We start from the raw sequence: 14,465 nt of genomic DNA, 5'->3' as shown, positions 1-14,465 counted from the left end.
GCGGCTCGGCGCGCCGCAATGGAGGGCTCAGCCCTGCTTCGGGGCTGCCTGCTGGACCACTTCGAAGGACCAGAGCGTCGATCCGGACGCGGCGGGCTTGGGCTGCTCCCCGCCCGGGGACGCGGGGCGGTGCGCCGACTGCATCGGGCCCGCCATCCAGGCCTGGAAGTCCTCTTCGCTGCGCCACCGCGTGTACACCAGGTAGCTGTCGGTGCCCTCGACAGGCCGAAGCAGCTCGAACCACTCGAACCCGTCCGACCCCTCGACGGCACCGGCCCGCGACGCGAACCGCTTCTCCAGCACCTCGCGCTGCTCTTCGGGAACCGTGAGTACGTTGATCTTTACGATGCTCATGAGGCCCATCTTGCCGCAGGGGGTCGCTGACGGTTTCGCGTGGGGGCAGGCACGGACAGAGGGCGCGACTCCTGCTCGTTCGTCGCCTGATCTGCGGCGCGTACGACGTCCAGCTCGCACCAGACGAGCTTGCCGACGGTCAGTTCGGTCACGCCCCAGCGGTCGGCGACGGCATCGACGATCAGCAGTCCCCGGCCGAACATCTCATCGGGGGCAGCTTCGCGCGCACGCGGCAGTAACTCGCCCCGGGGGTCGGAGACGCTGACGCGCACCACGTGCTCCGTAAGGGCGAGCTCGACTCGGAAGAAACGGTCCCGGAGACACCCGTGCAGTACGGCGTTGCCGCCGAGCTCGGAGACCAACAGGGCGATGTCGGGCGCGAGTTCGGGGTGACCCCAGTCGGTGAGGAGACGGTGGGCACGGTGGCGGGCGAGGGTGACGCTCTTCGGGAAGGGCGTGTAGTCGAGGCGGTCGTATCGAAGGGGGGCATCCTCGGTCATGGGGGTCACTTTCGGGCAGGGGGGAGCTGCGCCACACATCAACTGACGCCACTCTGCGATCGGTTCACCACGGAAGGTAGCGGCATGGCGCACTTCATTCAACCTCTACCCGGAAGATATCCACCGATCGTGTTTGCCACCCCGCCCCAGCACACAGCAGACTGACCGCGCACAGCACCGAAGGAGCAGCAGGTGACAGCAAGTCAGGCGCGGCAGGGGAACAGCACAACCAGCGTTCTGGGACGCAGGCTTGGAGCCGAACTCCTCAAGCTCCGTGCAGCGGTCGGCCTCACCCAGCCGCAGGCCGCGAAGGCACTTTCCGCCTCGACGGCAAAGGTCGCGAAGCTGGAGGGCGGCTGGGTACCTGTGCGCGACCCGGACATCCGGGCTCTGTGCGAGCTGTACGGCGTCCACGACCCGGGGACCGTCGGAGGGCTGCTGGAGTTGGCGAGGATCGACCGCGAGCGGCGCAAGGCGAGCGGCTGGTGGGACGACTACGCGATGCTCGGCACCATGCAGGAATACGTCGCGCTGGAGAACGCGGCGACGAGCATCAGGGCATGGCAGCCTGCCTTCATCCCCGGCCTGCTGCAAACTCCCGCATACGTAAGGGCGTTGAGGAGTTCCCCCGCCGACACTGCGACAGTGGCCCACCGCCGGGACCCCGACGAGGAGTTCATCTCGGCGCGACTCGCGCGGCAGGAGCGGCTCACCGACGATCCGCCGCTCGCCCTACGGACGGTGCTCTACGAATCCGTGTTGCGGAACCTTCCCGGGGACGTGGAGACAGCGCGCGGACAACTCGAACACCTGACGAAGATCGCCGACCTGCCGAGCATCACCCTCCGGGTGTTTCCCTTCAGCAACGGCACGCATCAAGGGCTGAACGGTTCGTTCAACATCATCTCGTTCGCCGAGCCCGGAGCCATGGACGTCGTCTACTCCGAAGCCGCGTTCAAACAGACGTGGGTCGAAGGCGGGGAAGGAGCGGCGGCGTACGACGAGTTGTTCGAGCTGATCGCCTCCCGCTCCCTGGATGAACGAGAATCCCTCTCGTTCATCCACAACCTCAGCAAGGATCTCTGAGCCGTGCCCGATTTCCAGTTCCGCAAGTCCAGCTACAGCGACGACAAGGACGAGTGCGTCGAGGTAGCAACCAACATCCCCGCCACCATCGCGATACGCGACTCCAAGGCCCCCCTGAGCCCGCCCCTCCGCCTCCACCCCACCACCTGGGAGACGTTCCGAGCCGCCGTCACAGACGACCGTATTGGTTAACTGTCCTCGCAGGCCCTGGCTTTGAACTCCGCCATCGGGACGGTGTCCGTGGATTCGTCGCCCTCGTAGCGGACCGTTCCCGGCGTGAGCCGGTCACGGTCGGTCAGGGTGAAGGAGACGGTGCTCGCCGACCGCGAGTTGTCCTTGGTCCAGCCGTAGAGCGTGTAAGTGGTCTTCGCGGTAAGGGGTTTGAGAGCTGTCGTCGCGGTCCAGCCGACGGCAGGCTCATCGAGGATCCAGGTGGCGAAACCGGCCTTGAGCGGCCGTGCAGCGGTCCATGAACCGACCGCCACCTGGCTGTCGACGTCGCTGCTGTCCACGTAGAGAGTCGCACCGTCGATGTGATGCCCGCAGACCATCATGACGCCGACCAGATGACCGTCCTCGGACACCGAGATGCCGGTGACGGCGTCAACAGGGACCGTGCACCCCGAGGTTGCGGCCAGGGCCGCACAGGCAGCGAGAGCACCGCCGACGCGCTGGACCAACGGCCACAAAACTGTCGCCTTCACGGTGCCCCCTGACCCGGGGTCACTATGCGTACCCCTGTATACGGGATGGTAGGGACGATCCGCGTCGAGCTGCGGCGCCGCCGCCGACCCGTTGCGGGCTCGTTGTGGCCCTGTGGCCGGAGGAACTGGGTGTCCTCCGCGCCGGCGACGGACAACTGCCAGCCGCGTAGCCGGACACAGTTCGTCAGTGGCTGGACAGCATGTGCAGCACGTCGGCGTACTGGCCGCGGGCCTCGGCGAATCGCAGGGGCTCGACCGCCTTGACGAGGATCTCGTTCGGTCGGGCGTTGGATCCGAGGATGCCCATGACCTCGTCGAGGAAGGCGTCGAGGGGCATGGCGTTGTCCGACTCCTCCTGTCCCATCAGGGCGGTGCGCACCGCCGGGGGCACCAGTTCCAGGACGTCGATGGCCGTGTCGGCCAGCTGGACGCGCAGGCTTTCGGTGAAGGAGTGGACGGCGGCCTTGGTGGCGTTGTAGGTCGGGGTGATCGGCAGGGGGACGAATGCCAGCCCGGAGGACACTGTCATGATCGTCGCCTGCGGCCGGGTGGCGAGGTGCTCGGTCAGCGCGGCGATGAGGCGGACGGGGCCGAGGAAGTTGGTTGCCACGGTCGCTTCCGCCGTGGCGAGGAAACCACTGTTGTGCAGGTCCTCCGGCAGCATGATGCCGGCCATCGCGACCAAGACGTTCAGGTCGGGAAAGCGTTGCAGCAGTTGCGCGGTGACGTCCTGGACGGCGACCGGGTCGGTGGTGTCGAGTACGACGGACTCGACGCCGGGGTTCTCCGCGACGATCTGCGCCAGCCTGTCCTCGCGGCGTCCGGAGACGATGACCCGGTTGCCTGCCGTGTGCAGCCGCAGCGCGAGGCCGAGGCCGATGCCGGAGGTCGCTCCGGCGACGAGGACGGTGTTGCCTGTGGGATTCATGGGGTTTCTCCTGCTGCGGTTGGTGGTGAGTTGAGGTGAGGTGAAGGGTGAGTGGAGGGAGGGGAGGTCGGTCGGCCAGTCGGCGGGCGTCATGACGTAGCCGGCCCGGTCGTGGCCGTGCGTCGAGTGCGGCAAGGTCGGGAAGGGGCGCGGTGGGTGAAGGAGTTCCCGGCGCCCTCCCCGGTCGTGGCGGAACGCGTTGCGCCGTCGCGGAGTGCGTCTTCGCGGAACGCGTTGCGCCGTTCCACAACGACCAGTGGACGGCACCCGGGCGCGCGGATGAAGGGCCCGCTCAACCACTGACTCGCAGTCAGTGGTTGAGGCCGCTCGCGGCTGCGACGATGGCGGTGTACGGCGGCCCCGACCGGAGTCCGGACCGCACGTGACCTCTGGAGGAAGGCCCATGGAGCAGACGGTGGACCGCGCGTCGCTGGGCGCCTTCCTGCGTGCCCGGCGGGAGGCACTGCAACCGGAGGATGTGGGACTGCGCCGCGGATCGCGTCGGCGTGCCAGCGGGCTGCGACGGGAGGAAGTGGCCGAACTGTGCGATATGTCGGCCGACTACTTCGCCCGCCTGGAACGTGGCAGCGGGCCGCAGCCCTCACAGCAGATGGCGGCAGCCATCGCCCGTGGGCTGCGCTTCACGCCGGACGAGCGCGATCACCTGTTTCTCCTGTGCGGGCACCGCACACCGAGTCGGCACCTGCACAGCGAGCACGTCAACCCAGGGCTGATGCGCATCCTGGACCGGCTGCAGGACACCCCGGCACAGGTCATGGGTCCCCTCGGCGAGACACTGCTGCAGACGCCTCCTGCCGTGGCCCTGCTCGGCGAACAGACCCGCTACACCGGGGAAGCCCGCAGTGCCTCCTACCGCTGGTTCACCGATCCGACCGCCCGCAGGCTGTACCTCCCCGACGACCACCGTCTCAGCAGCCGTGTGCACGTCGCGATCCTGCGGGCAGCGTCCACGAGAGAAGGGCCCCGGTCGCAGGCCGCCCGTCTCGTGGCGATCCTGCTGCGCCAAAGCACGGAGTTCGCGTCGCTGTGGGACCAGCAGGAGGTCGGCCTGTCCTGGAGCCACGCCAAACGGTTTGTCCACCCCCAGGTCGGGCGTCTCGACCTGTTCTGCCAGAACCTGCATGATCCCGACCAGTCGCAGTCCCTGCTCGTCTTCACCGCGACGCCCGGCACCGACAGTTACGACAAGCTGGCCCTGCTGAACGTCCTCGGCGCGGACAGTTTCCCTACCGGCTGACGCTCATGGGGACGGCGAAAGCAGGTCCGTTGGTCAGCCGCTCATAAATCGCATCTGAATGAGCCACGCCATCTCCTATGCGGCGCCGGGACCGTCGAGGAAGCGAAGCAGTACGGCGGCCTCCGCACGGAGTCGCGCGGCCCGGTCGGCGTGCGCGGGTGCGGTCAACTGCGCCGCGACGTCCAGCCGTTCGGCGACCTCTGCGCGTACGACATCCTCCACATCGCGCTCGCTCAACTCGCGCCGCGACGCTTCGGTGGCGCCGACGCCGACCGGCGACAACTCAAGTGCCACCCCGCGGAGTTCGGCTTCGCCCACGGGAACCGCCTCGGTGTTGTCCAGTGCACCAAGGGTTGAACGCAGGGCGCTCACCGCGACCTTGTCACGGGCGCGCATCGCTTCCGGAAGTGCTTGCCGCATACGAAGACGTAAAGACATGCAGGTGACCTTATGGCGGCGTTCCCTGGACCCACAACGCCGGCTGGACCTTGGCCTTGGCCTTGAAGGGCCCGTTCACCCGCCCCGGGAACTCTTCGCGTGCTTCACGCCGGCGATTCGGTGACCGTCGTCAGGAACCCGCGGATGTACCCGGCCACGGTGTCCAGGTGGCTTTCGAGCAGGAAGTGTCCGCCTCCGGGAACCAGGTGGATCTCCGCGTCCGGCAGGTCCCTTGCGAAGGCGCGTGCTCCGGCCGGGCCGAAGATCTCGTCGCCCGCACCCCAGACCGCGAGGAGAGGAACCTGGCGTTCCCGGAAGTAGGCGTGCACCTGGGGGTAGAGCGGTGGATTGCTGGCGTAGTCACGGAACAGGGCGAGCTGCACGAGGTCGAGGCCCCGCCGATTGACCTCGCGGTGGTCGGCGGCCCAGGTGTCGGGGTCGACCAGCTCGGGCCGGTCCACGCCGTTCAGGTACTGCCAGCGGATGGCGTCGAGGGAGAGGGCGGCGCGGACGCCGGGTTCGGTCTCGGGGCCCGGATCCTCGCAGTACGCCCATACGGGCTTCCAGAAATCCGGGACGAAGCCGTCCTCGTAGGCGTTGCCGTTCTGCGTGATCACCGCGGTGACCGCGTCCGGCGTGCGTAGAGCCAGCCGCCAGCCGATGGGTGCGCCGTAGTCCTGGACGTACACGGCGTAGCGGGTGACGTCGAGCTGGGCCAGGAGGGCTTCGGTGACGTCGGTCAGGGAGTCGAAGGTGTAGGTGAACGCGTCCACGGGCGGGACGTCGGAGTTGCCGAAGCCCAGGTGGTCGGGGGCGATGACGTGGAATCGATCGGCCAGCGCCGGAATGAGGTGACGGAACATGCGCGAGCTGGAGGGGAATCCGTGCAGGAGTACGAGCGTGGGCGCCTCGCGGGATCCTGCCTCGCGGTAGAAGACGCGATGTCCCCGCACGGTCGCGTACTGGTGGCGGACCTCAACCATGACTAACCCCTTCAACCTCTTTTGATGGTTACCTGTCGTCGTCGTTCAGTAGACCGCCTCTGGAGTAACCTGTCAAACCACTTGATGGAGTTAGATGGGAGGTGAGGTTCGTGCTGAACGACCAAGCCCTGATGCAGGCGCTCAACAGCACCCCTGTGGTGGATGGCCGACGCCAGGACCTGTGGCGTGACGACGACGAGGCGGACAGGTGGGCGCGGGAGCACGGGGGTCTCGGCGGCGATCAGGAGCGCGGGTGGCTGCGCACCGCCCGGGACGCGCTCCAGGCGGTGGCGGCGGACACGTCGGCGGAGCCACATCTGAGCCGGGTCCTCGCGGGCGTTCGCAAAGTCCCGCAGCCCAGCGTGTCGGGCATCGAGTGGCACTTGGAGGTGCCACCGGAGCGCAGGCTCGCCGTCGAACTCGTGCTCGCGTGGGCGGACGTCAAAGAGCGCATGCCCGGCCGTCTGCGGCCGTGCGAGAACCCCGACTGCCGCCTCTTCCTTCTGGACCGCAGTCGCGCCAACACCGCACGGTGGTGCTCGATGAAGACCTGCGGGAACCGACTCAAAGCCCGCCGCCACCAGGCCCGGACACGGGAGGAGACCTCACGGCCCGAGTAGAGCCCCGGTGAGCCGGCGAGCGCCAGAAGCCTCCTCAAGGGGTACGTGAATCTCAACGACGGTGTCCATGACCGGCGTTGTCGCCGCTCAAGCCCCGACGCGACGCGGCCCCGACTCCGTACGCCCTACCCTCCGTACGGCCGAGCCGCCCGTCCCTCCCTCAACGTCCGGCCCCACCACACCACTTGACTCAGCATCGTCCTCGCCGCCGCGTCCGGGCCCGAGGGGTCCCTCAGTTGTCCCTCCTCGTCGAACGACGCCCCCGCGTTGTGGAACGACACCGTGTCCCGGACCGTCGTCGCGTGGAGTTCCGCGAAGACCTGGCGGAGGTGTTCGACCGCGCGGAGGCCTCCGGAGACGCCGCCGTACGAGACGAAGGCGACCGGTTTGGCCTGCCACTCCGTGTAGTGCCAGTCGATGAGGTTCTTGAGGCCGGCCGGGTAGGAGTGGTTGTACTCGGGGGTCAGGACGATGAACGCGTCCGCCGACGCCAGCTTCGGGGTGATCGCCGCCAGCTGGGCCTTCGCGTCGGCGTCGGTCGCGAACGTCGTCGGGAGTGCCGTGCCCGCGACGTCCACGACCTCCGCCACGAGGTCGTCGCGTTTCGCCAGCCGGTTCAGCAGCCAGGCGGCCACCACCGGGCCGAAACGGCCCTCGCGGTTGCTGCCGACGACGACGGTCACACGTACGGGTTCGACAGATTCGCTGCGTTCACTGGATTCAGTGTGTGTCTGCATGCGGTACAGCCTCATACCTCAAGCTTTCTTGAGGTCAAGCCCTTCCTTCACCTCCGCCCCGGTCACCCGTTCACACCCCCGGTACCCCTCCATCCGGTTCTTTTCGCGACACTCCGGCTGTACGGCCATGACCTGCCCGAATGTCGACGCGCCGGTCGTTTCCGGCAGCCTCCGGCCACCCGTTCACCGTATTTCTGACGGGTCCTCAGGGAGCGCGTCCGGGCCCCTGCCACTTACCTCGGTAGCAGAACGCCCCGTTCGCGAGCTCTCGGAGGAGCAAGCCCGATGCGACGAACCGCCGCCGCCCGTCTGCTGACCGGTTCCGTGCTCGCCGTCGCCCTCGCCGGGCCCGCTCACGCAGGCACCGGCGGTTCCCTCGAGGTCTACCCGGCGACCGTCACCCCCGGTACGCACGTCACCGTCAACACCACGGCCTGCGGAGCGGGCGGTACCGCCGCCGGGGATGCCAGTGCGGTGGGCGCCGGGGCCTTCGTTCTCGCGCCCGGTACACACGAGGAGGTCGCCGTCGGACGGTTCCGGGTGCCGCCGGGCGCACAGCCGGGGACGTACGAGATCGTCGCCCGGTGTGACGGGCACGGGAAGGGGAACAGGAACGGTCGGCCGGTCAGCGGTGATCTGGTTGTCACGCTCACCTCGACCCGGCCGCCCGCGCATCCCCCCGTGCGGCCGAGGGGGAGTGTGAAGACGGGGGTCGGTGGCGCGCTCGGTCCCGACCCCGTGCAGACCGCGGCCGGTGTGGCGGCTCTCGCCGTCGCCGCCGCGGGCGGTACCTGGCTCCTGCATCGCCGGGCGAGAGGCGACAGGATCTGACGGACGTCCTCCGCCGTCCGTCCGCCGGTACCGCACGCCCCCTCCCCTCCGGGCCCGACGCCCCTCGCGGCCCGGAGGGGAGCCAGGGTGAACCATCAGGGAATCGAGTCGAAACCTCAGGCTGAGACATCAGGGTGGAACCGGGGGCATCCAGGAGGCCGGAGGCCCTCGTGCGCAGATTCGCCAACCTCGCCATAGCCGTCGTCACCGTCGTCGCCCTGTGCTCCGGCGCCTGGCTGGTGCGCAGCGGCGGCGCGACGCACGGCCCGCCGCAGCCCTCCGCCGCCCAGGCCCGTACACGGCCCACCCACCCGGAGTCCGCCGCCCCCGCGCTCCCGCCCTCCCCGCCCCTCCGTATCCGCATCCCCGCCATCGGCGTGAACGCCCCCCTGATGGGCCTCAGTCTCACCCCCACCGGCAGCCTGGACGTGCCGCCCACCGAGCGCGAGGACCTGGCCGGCTGGTACGAGGCCGGCACGGCACCCGGTGAGACGGGCACCGCGATCGTCGCCGGGCATGTCGACAACGCCGACGGCCCCTCCGTCTTCTACCGTCTCGGCGCCCTGGAGAAGGGCGGCGCGATCGAGGTCGAGCGGCTCGACGGAAGCACCGCTCTCTTCACCGTCGACGCCGTCGAGGTGTACGACAAGGACCACTTCCCGGACGAGAGGGTGTACGGCGCCGCGCCCCGCCCCGAGCTGCGCGTCATCACCTGCGGCGGCGGCTACTCACCCCGGACGGGATACGAGGGCAACGTGGTCGTCTTCGCCCACCTCACCGGCAGCGGTCACTGAGCCCCTCCGCCAACTACGCCAGCCACTGCTGGTACGCCAGATTCGCCACCAGCGTGAACACCACCACCAGCAGCACCACCCGTACGAACCCGCTCCCCTTCTTCAGCGCCGTCCGCGCCCCCACCATCCCGCCGACCAGGTTGAACGCGGCCAGCAGCGCGCCCAGCTGCCAGTACACCGTGCCCTGCCAGGCGAAGATCGCGAGGGCGCCCGCGTTGGTACAGCAGTTGACGATCTTGGCGGTGGCGGAGGCGGTCACGAGGTCGAGGTGGAGCAGCGCGGTGAGTGCGAGGACGAGGAACGTGCCCGTGCCGGGGCCGATGAGGCCGTCGTAGAAGCCGATGCCCAGGCCCGCGAGTCCGATCGCGGCGAGGACGCGGCGTGCGGAGACCGGGGTGGTCGCCGGGGCCGTACCGAAGGTGGGCTTGAAGATCACGAAGGCGCCGACGCCGAGCAGGACGACCATGATGACCGGCTTCAGGGTGTCCGTGCTCATGCCGGCCGCGACGAACGCACCGGCCGTCGAGCCGGCGACCGCCGCCAGCCCGATGCGTACCGCCAGACGTACGTCCACCGGCGCCTTGCGTGTGTACGTCACGGCCGCGCCCGTGGTGCCGACGATCGCCATGGCCTTGTTGGTGCCGAGCGCGTACTGCGCCGCCGACGACGTGTCCGGGAGGCCCAGCAGCAGTACGGGCATCATGAGCAGGCCGCCGCCGCCCACGACTGCGTCGATCCAGCCGGCCGCGAGGGCGGCGGCACAGAGGGCGACGATCATGGGCAGCGATATGTCGGGCATGATCGCGATTTTAGGTGGCGCTTCCACCGGCCCAGGACACGGGTTGGCTCCGGCCATGACGTTCCCGCACCTCACAGCCGCCTGCCTCGGCCTTCCGGAACCCTCACACCCTCTATCGGCTACCGCTGAGGGAAGCGTGCCCCCCGGGAAACAGACGTGATGCTGCCGGGTAACACCGGCAACGCACGCTGCAGTACATGACCTCGAATACGCGTGTGGTGGTGATCGGCGCCGGGCTCGCGGGCGTACGGCTCGCCCGGCGGCTCGGCGAGCTCGGCCTGTCCGCCTCGGACGTCGTGCTCGTCGGCGAGGAGGAGCACCGCCCGTACAACAGGGTGCTGCTCGCCGAGGTCCTCGCCGGGCGGTACGGCCCCGAGGTGATCGCCCTGCCGTCGCCGGACCGGCTGGTCCGGGCCCGCGCCGAGCACATCGACCGCGCCGACCGGACCGTGCACTGCTCCGACGGGTCGTCGATCGCCTACGACACGCTGGTGCTGGCGACGGGGTCCAACCCCGTACTCCCGCCCCTGCGTGGGCTGTTCACCCCGGACCACGAACTCCCCGCAGGCGTCCACGCGTTCCGCACCATGGACGACTGCATCGGCCTGTCCAAGGCGGTACGTCCGGGGGCGCGGGTCGTCGTCATCGGCGGCGGGCTCCTCGGTGTGTCCGCCGCCCGCGCACTCGCCGTACGCGGCGCGCAGGTCGTTCTCGCCCAGCAGGCCGAGCGCCTGATGGAACGTCAGCTGGACCCGGGCGCCTCGGCGTTGGTGCTTCGGCACCTCACCGATCTGGGCGTCGAGGTGCACACCGAGTGCCGGGTGCGGAACGTGCGCTGTGTGGGCGGCAGGGTCCGTTCGGTCGAGCTGGCCGACCACTACGCCCTGGACGCCGACCTCGTCGTACTGGCATGCGGCGTCTCGCCCCGGGTGGGGCTCGCGCGTGACGCGGGGCTCGCCGTGCACAAGGGCATCCTCGTCGACGACGAACTGCGTACCTCCGACCCGCACATCCGGGCCCTCGGGGACTGCGCACAGCACCAGGGAACGATCTACGGGCTTGCCACTCCCGCGCTCGAACAGGCCGAAGTCCTGGCCGAGTTGATCGCCGACAGGGATGGGACCGCGGGCGTCAGGTACACCGGCACCCGTGCCCTCACCCGGCTCTCCCTCACCGACTTCACCGCCGACACCGGCAACCCCTTCGACCTCGCCGCCTTCGGCGAGCCGACCCCCCGCCCCGGCGACGACGTCATCCAGCTCGCCGACGCGACCCGGGGCACCTACCGCAAGGTCGTCGTCCGCGACGACCGGCTGGTCGGCGGGGTGCTCGTCGGCGAACTCGGCACCGTCGGCGCCCTCGCACGCGCCTGGGAGGGAGCAGAGCCGCTCCCCACCGACGGCGGACCCTTGCTCCACCTGCTCACCAACGATGGAGGCTCCTCATGACCGCCGCTGATGGGGCCACCCCCACGATCGTGCTCGTCGGCCACGGAATGGTCGGCCAGCGCTTCCTCGAAGCCCTCGCCGAGCGCGGTCTGACCGCCGCGCACCGCGTGGTCGTACTGTGCGAGGAACCGCGTCCGGCATACGACCGCGTCGCGCTGACCTCGTACTTCTCGGGCAAGACGCCCGAGGACCTCTCGATGACCGACATGGCGTTCATCGAGAAGGAGGGCATCGAGCTGCACATCGGCGACCCGGCGGAGACCATCGACCGCGAGGCGAAGCGGGTGACCTCCCGCTCGGGCCTGGTCGTCGACTACGACGTCCTCGTGCTGGCCACCGGCTCCTACCCCTTCGTACCGCCGGTCCCCAACAAGGACGCCAAGGGCTGCTTCGTCTACCGCACCATCGAGGACCTCCTCGCCATCGAGGAGTACGCGAGTACCCGTACGACGGGTGCCGTGGTCGGCGGTGGTCTGCTCGGACTTGAGGCGGCCGGCGCGCTGAAGGGTCTCGGACTCACCTCCCACATCGTCGAGTTCGCGCCGCGCCTGATGCCGGTGCAGGTCGACGAAGGCGGCGGCGCCGCGCTGCTGCGCACCATCGAGGACATGGGCCTGTCCGTCCACACGGGCGTGGGCACCCAGGAGATCGTCGTCGACGAGGACGGCGCGGTCACCGGGATGAAGCTGTCCGACGGTTCCGAACTCGCCGCCGACCTGGTGGTGTTCAGCGCCGGTGTCCGGCCGAGGGACCAACTCGCCCGGGACTGCGGCCTTTCCGTCGGCGAGCGCGGCGGCATCGCGGTCGACGAGCGGTGCCGTACGGTCAACGACCCGCACGTCTTCGCGATCGGCGAGTGCGCGCTGGCCTCCGACGGCCGGGTGTACGGCCTGGTCGCCCCCGGTTACGAGCAGGCGGAGACCGCCGCCGCCGCCATCGCCGCCGACGAGGCCGAGGAGTTGACGTTCACCGGCGCCGACCTCTCCACCAAGCTGAAGCTGCTCGGCGTGGACGTGGCGTCCTTCGGTGACGCGCACGGCGCCACCGAGGACTGCCTCGACGTCGTCTACTCCGACTCCCGCTCGGGCCTGTACAAGAAACTCGTCATCGGCCGCGACGGCACGCTGCTCGGCGGCATCCTCGTCGGCGACGCGGAGGCCTACGGCACCCTGCGCGCGTTCACCGGTACGGTCCCGCCGGTCTCCCCCGAGTCCCTGGTGCTCCCGGCCGGCGCCGGCGGCCCGGTCCAGCTCGGCCCGTCCGCGCTGCCGGACAGCGCGATCATCTGCTCCTGCAACAACGTCACCAAGGGCACGATCCGCGGCGCGGTCACCGAGCACAACTGCACCACCGTGCCCGAGGTCAAGAAGTGCACCAAGGCCGGTACGACGTGCGGCAGTTGCGTCAAGGTCCTCGGCCAGCTCGTCACCGCCGAGCTGGAGGCGAGCGGCGTCGTCGTCGACAAGGGCCTGTGCGGCTGCTTCTCGCAGACCCGCGAGGAGCTGTACGAGATCGTCCTCGCCCTGCGCGTCAACACCTACCAGGACCTGCTCGACCGCTACGGCCGCGACAACGCCAAGGGCGGAGACGGCTGCGACGTCTGCAAGCCGGCGGTCGCCTCGATCATCGCCTCCCTCGCCCCGACCATCGGCGCGAGCGGCTACGTCCTCGACGGCGAGCAGGCGGCGCTGCAGGAGACCAACGACCACTTCCTCGCCAACCTGCAGAAGAACGGCTCGTACTCGGTCGTCCCGCGCATCCCCGGCGGTGAGATCACCCCGGAGGGCCTGATCGTCATCGGCGAGATCGCCCGCGACTTCGGCCTCTACACGAAGATCACCGGCGGTCAGCGGATCGACATGTTCGGCGCGCGGGTGGAGCAACTCCCGCTGATCTGGACCCGGTTGGTGGACGCCGGCTTCGAGTCGGGCCACGCCTACGGCAAGTCGCTGCGCACGGTGAAGTCCTGTGTCGGCCAGACCTGGTGCCGCTACGGCGTCCAGGACTCGGTCCGGATGGCGATCGACCTGGAGCTGCGCTACCGGGGGCTCAGGTCGCCCCACAAGCTCAAGTCGGCGGTGTCAGGATGCGCCCGCGAGTGCGCCGAGGCCCAGTCCAAGGACTTCGGCATCATCGCCACCTCGGGCGGCTGGAACCTGTACGTCGGCGGCAACGGCGGCGCCACCCCGCGCCACGCGGACCTGCTGGCCCAGGATCTGAACGACGCCGAACTGATCAAACTGATCGACCGGTTCCTGATGTTCTACATCCGCACGGCGGACCGGCTGGAGCGCACGTCGACCTGGCTGGAGCGGATCCCCGGCGGCCTGGACCACGTACGCGACGTGGTCGTGGAGGACTCCCTCGGCATCTGCGAGGAACTGGAGTCACTGATGACCGCGCACGTCGCCCACTACCGCGACGAGTGGGCCGACACCATCAACGACCCCGAGAAACTCGCCCGGTTCGTGTCCTTCGTGAACGCGCCGGACACCCCCGACCCGGTCGTCGGCTTCGTCCCCGAGCGCGACCAGATCAAGCCCGACCTGCCGCTGCTGTCCATCGGCCTGCGCCCCGCCGATGACGTCCTGGAAGGAAGCGCCCAGCGATGACCCTGGCACCCGAGACGACCGACCTGAAGATCCAACTCCGCCTCGACAACAGCGACGACAGCGCTGACGACTGGTTCACGGTCTGCGACCTGAGCCTCCTGCTGCCGGGCCGCGGCGTGGCGGCCCTGCTGCCCGACGGCCGGCAGGCGGCCATCTTCCGCGACCGCGCGGGCAGTCTGTACGCCATCGACAACCGCGACCCGTTCGGCGGCGCGGCGGTCCTCTCCCGCGGCCTGACCGGCACCCACCAGGGCCGCCCGTACGTCGCCTCGCCGCTCCTGAAGCAGCGCTTCGACCTGGAGTCGGGCCGCTGCCTCGACGACGAGACGGTGGCCGTGCAGGCGTACGAGGTGCGCGCCGCCGCCTGACCCAC

17 protein-coding genes are annotated in these 14,465 nt (G+C 69.5%); 9 read left to right on the top strand and 8 right to left on the bottom strand.

What is annotated here, in order from left to right:
- Positions 1–27: 27 nt before the first annotated feature.
- Positions 28–354, bottom strand: a complete 327-nt coding sequence (locus ACW4TU_RS31620; protein ID WP_318321659.1) for an antibiotic biosynthesis monooxygenase family protein — start codon at positions 352–354, stop codon at positions 28–30.
- A complete protein-coding gene (locus tag ACW4TU_RS31615) occupies positions 351–854 on the bottom strand; it encodes an ATP-binding protein (RefSeq protein WP_457418673.1) in 504 nt (167 codons plus the stop codon). The genes ACW4TU_RS31620 and ACW4TU_RS31615 overlap by 4 nt, the downstream gene beginning before the upstream one ends.
- A 192-nt stretch (positions 855–1,046) precedes the next feature.
- Between ACW4TU_RS31615 and ACW4TU_RS31610 the strand changes: the two genes are divergently transcribed.
- Both ACW4TU_RS31610 and ACW4TU_RS31605 read left to right on the top strand, forming a co-directional pair.
- A complete protein-coding gene (locus ACW4TU_RS31610; RefSeq protein WP_457418671.1) occupies positions 1,047–1,940 on the top strand; it encodes a helix-turn-helix domain-containing protein in 894 nt (297 codons plus the stop codon).
- A 3-nt stretch (positions 1,941–1,943) separates the two neighbouring features.
- A complete protein-coding gene (locus tag ACW4TU_RS31605) occupies positions 1,944–2,132 on the top strand; it encodes a DUF397 domain-containing protein (RefSeq protein WP_457418669.1) in 189 nt (62 codons plus the stop codon).
- Here ACW4TU_RS31605 and ACW4TU_RS31600 read toward each other — a convergent pair.
- Both ACW4TU_RS31600 and ACW4TU_RS31595 read right to left on the bottom strand, forming a co-directional pair.
- Positions 2,129–2,644: a hypothetical protein gene (locus tag ACW4TU_RS31600; protein ID WP_457418667.1), complete on the bottom strand. Its 516-nt coding sequence runs from the start codon at positions 2,642–2,644 to the stop codon at positions 2,129–2,131. The genes ACW4TU_RS31605 and ACW4TU_RS31600 overlap by 4 nt on opposite strands.
- Positions 2,645–2,828: 184 nt before the next feature.
- On the bottom strand, positions 2,829–3,572 hold the full coding sequence (locus ACW4TU_RS31595; RefSeq protein ID WP_457418665.1) for an SDR family oxidoreductase: 744 nt from the start codon (positions 3,570–3,572) through the stop codon (positions 2,829–2,831).
- A 403-nt stretch (positions 3,573–3,975) separates the two neighbouring features.
- Between ACW4TU_RS31595 and ACW4TU_RS31590 the strand changes: the two genes are divergently transcribed.
- Entirely contained in the window at positions 3,976–4,830 is an 855-nt protein-coding gene (locus ACW4TU_RS31590; RefSeq protein WP_457418663.1) for a helix-turn-helix transcriptional regulator, read from the top strand.
- Between the two features lie 75 nt (positions 4,831–4,905).
- Here the strand turns inward: ACW4TU_RS31590 and ACW4TU_RS31585 are convergent, their stop codons facing one another.
- Positions 4,906–5,226 carry a hypothetical protein gene (locus ACW4TU_RS31585; protein WP_457430424.1) on the bottom strand — a complete coding sequence of 107 codons (321 nt, stop codon included), beginning with the start codon at positions 5,224–5,226 and terminating at the stop codon, positions 4,906–4,908.
- Between the two features lie 146 nt (positions 5,227–5,372).
- Entirely contained in the window at positions 5,373–6,251 is an 879-nt protein-coding gene (locus ACW4TU_RS31580; protein ID WP_457418661.1) for an alpha/beta fold hydrolase, read from the bottom strand.
- A 110-nt stretch (positions 6,252–6,361) separates the two neighbouring features.
- Between ACW4TU_RS31580 and ACW4TU_RS31575 the strand changes: the two genes are divergently transcribed.
- Positions 6,362–6,871, top strand: a complete 510-nt coding sequence (locus ACW4TU_RS31575) for a CGNR zinc finger domain-containing protein (RefSeq protein WP_457418659.1) — start codon at positions 6,362–6,364, stop codon at positions 6,869–6,871.
- Between the two features lie 125 nt (positions 6,872–6,996).
- On the opposite strand, the gene ACW4TU_RS31570 is transcribed toward ACW4TU_RS31575, so the two are convergent.
- Positions 6,997–7,608, bottom strand: coding sequence for an NADPH-dependent FMN reductase (locus tag ACW4TU_RS31570; RefSeq protein ID WP_457418657.1), 612 nt, complete (start codon positions 7,606–7,608; stop codon positions 6,997–6,999).
- A 285-nt stretch (positions 7,609–7,893) separates the two neighbouring features.
- On the opposite strand from ACW4TU_RS31570, the gene ACW4TU_RS31565 reads away from it, so the two are divergent.
- A complete protein-coding gene (locus ACW4TU_RS31565; protein ID WP_457418655.1) occupies positions 7,894–8,439 on the top strand; it encodes a hypothetical protein in 546 nt (181 codons plus the stop codon).
- Between the two features lie 170 nt (positions 8,440–8,609).
- A complete protein-coding gene (locus ACW4TU_RS31560) occupies positions 8,610–9,233 on the top strand; it encodes a class F sortase (RefSeq protein WP_457418653.1) in 624 nt (207 codons plus the stop codon).
- Positions 9,234–9,246: 13 nt separating this feature from the next.
- Here ACW4TU_RS31560 and ACW4TU_RS31555 read toward each other — a convergent pair whose 3' ends face one another.
- Positions 9,247–10,032 carry a sulfite exporter TauE/SafE family protein gene (locus tag ACW4TU_RS31555; protein WP_457418651.1) on the bottom strand — a complete coding sequence of 262 codons (786 nt, stop codon included), beginning with the start codon at positions 10,030–10,032 and terminating at the stop codon, positions 9,247–9,249.
- Positions 10,033–10,229: 197 nt separating this feature from the next.
- Here ACW4TU_RS31555 and ACW4TU_RS31550 point away from each other — a divergent pair, with 197 nt between their 5' ends.
- From ACW4TU_RS31550 to nirD, 3 genes are read left to right on the top strand one after another with little or no spacing between them, the layout of a single operon-like run.
- Complete coding sequence (locus ACW4TU_RS31550; protein WP_457418649.1) at positions 10,230–11,480, top strand: NAD(P)/FAD-dependent oxidoreductase; 1,251 nt, start codon at positions 10,230–10,232, stop codon at positions 11,478–11,480.
- Positions 11,477–14,092, top strand: a complete 2,616-nt coding sequence (nirB, locus tag ACW4TU_RS31545) for a nitrite reductase large subunit NirB (RefSeq protein ID WP_457418647.1) — start codon at positions 11,477–11,479, stop codon at positions 14,090–14,092. The genes ACW4TU_RS31550 and nirB overlap by 4 nt, the downstream gene beginning before the upstream one ends.
- Positions 14,089–14,460 carry a nitrite reductase small subunit NirD gene (nirD, locus tag ACW4TU_RS31540; protein WP_457418645.1) on the top strand — a complete coding sequence of 124 codons (372 nt, stop codon included), beginning with the start codon at positions 14,089–14,091 and terminating at the stop codon, positions 14,458–14,460. Before nirB ends, nirD begins: the two co-directional genes overlap by 4 nt.
- Positions 14,461–14,465 lie beyond the last annotated feature (5 nt).

The sequence above is a fragment of the Streptomyces kryoterrae genome, assembly GCF_054072135.1.
Note: the sequence above shows the minus strand (reverse complement) of the source record. Positions and strands in the feature narration are given on the sequence as shown.

Excerpts from the sequence above, each read along its gene's own strand:
- ACW4TU_RS31620 (WP_318321659.1), bottom strand. The coding sequence starts at position 354 with ATGAGCATCGTAAAGATCAACGTACTCACGGTTCCCGAAGAGCAGCGC.
- ACW4TU_RS31615 (WP_457418673.1), bottom strand. The coding sequence starts at position 854 with ATGACCGAGGATGCCCCCCTTCGATACGACCGCCTCGACTACACGCCC.
- ACW4TU_RS31595 (WP_457418665.1), bottom strand. The coding sequence starts at position 3,572 with ATGAATCCCACAGGCAACACCGTCCTCGTCGCCGGAGCGACCTCCGGC.
- ACW4TU_RS31590 (WP_457418663.1), top strand. The coding sequence starts at position 3,976 with ATGGAGCAGACGGTGGACCGCGCGTCGCTGGGCGCCTTCCTGCGTGCC.
- ACW4TU_RS31585 (WP_457430424.1), bottom strand. The coding sequence starts at position 5,226 with ATGCGCGCCCGTGACAAGGTCGCGGTGAGCGCCCTGCGTTCAACCCTT.
- ACW4TU_RS31580 (WP_457418661.1), bottom strand. The coding sequence starts at position 6,251 with ATGGTTGAGGTCCGCCACCAGTACGCGACCGTGCGGGGACATCGCGTC.
- ACW4TU_RS31570 (WP_457418657.1), bottom strand. The coding sequence starts at position 7,608 with ATGCAGACACACACTGAATCCAGTGAACGCAGCGAATCTGTCGAACCC.
- ACW4TU_RS31565 (WP_457418655.1), top strand. The coding sequence starts at position 7,894 with ATGCGACGAACCGCCGCCGCCCGTCTGCTGACCGGTTCCGTGCTCGCC.
- ACW4TU_RS31555 (WP_457418651.1), bottom strand. The coding sequence starts at position 10,032 with ATGCCCGACATATCGCTGCCCATGATCGTCGCCCTCTGTGCCGCCGCC.
- ACW4TU_RS31550 (WP_457418649.1), top strand. The coding sequence starts at position 10,230 with ATGACCTCGAATACGCGTGTGGTGGTGATCGGCGCCGGGCTCGCGGGC.
- nirB (WP_457418647.1), top strand. The coding sequence starts at position 11,477 with ATGACCGCCGCTGATGGGGCCACCCCCACGATCGTGCTCGTCGGCCAC.
- nirD (WP_457418645.1), top strand. The coding sequence starts at position 14,089 with ATGACCCTGGCACCCGAGACGACCGACCTGAAGATCCAACTCCGCCTC.